At 51.2% G+C, this 680-nt stretch carries 1 protein-coding gene; it reads right to left on the reverse strand.

Annotated features, from left to right (window positions below; genetic code table 11):
* The coding region (locus R7Q48_RS27750; protein WP_318133497.1) for an L-lactate dehydrogenase at positions 1-680 on the reverse strand (680 nt) is incomplete at both ends.

Here is a 680-nt window from a genome sequence, read left to right on the forward strand (position 1 = left end):
TTTGATAACCATTGGGCCATCCCAAAAATCACGAATCCACTCAAGATCTTTCCAAGAGATCGATGGGTCGAAGTTCGCGCCCAACCAGCCGATGTAGTCTTCTAGTTTCGTTGGTTCACCACGATACGTTGAGATGTTACCAAGATCGTGTGGCTTACCTAGCAAGCCAACATCCACCGCCCAGCTTGGGTGACGCATGGATTGGAATACGCGGCGCATTGCTGCGTTAGGGCCACTCATACCAGAGTGCATGTCACGGTAACGCGCACCTGGAACTGGCATGTCTACCGTGAACACCAATGTAGTAACGCCTGCTGCTTTTGCACGCTCAAGAACGTTTTTCATAAAGCCGCGGTCTTTTAGCACGTATAGCTGGAACCACATTGGACGCTCAATGGCTGGTGCCACTTCTTCAATCGGACAAACCGACACAGTCGACATGGTAAAAGGAATGCCTTTTTTCTCTGCCGCTTTTGCTGCTTGTACTTCACCACGGCGAGCGTACATGCCAGTTAGACCAACAGGTGCCAGTGCGATTGGCATCGCAAGTTTCTCACCGAAAATCTCGGTCTCCAGACTCAAGTCTGTCATATCGCGTAGGACGCGCTGGCGTAGTGCAACATCGCCTAAATCGTCAGTATTACGCTTCAGCGTGCGTTCGTCGTAAGAGCCGCCATCAA

Source organism: Vibrio sp. 378 (assembly GCF_033339435.1).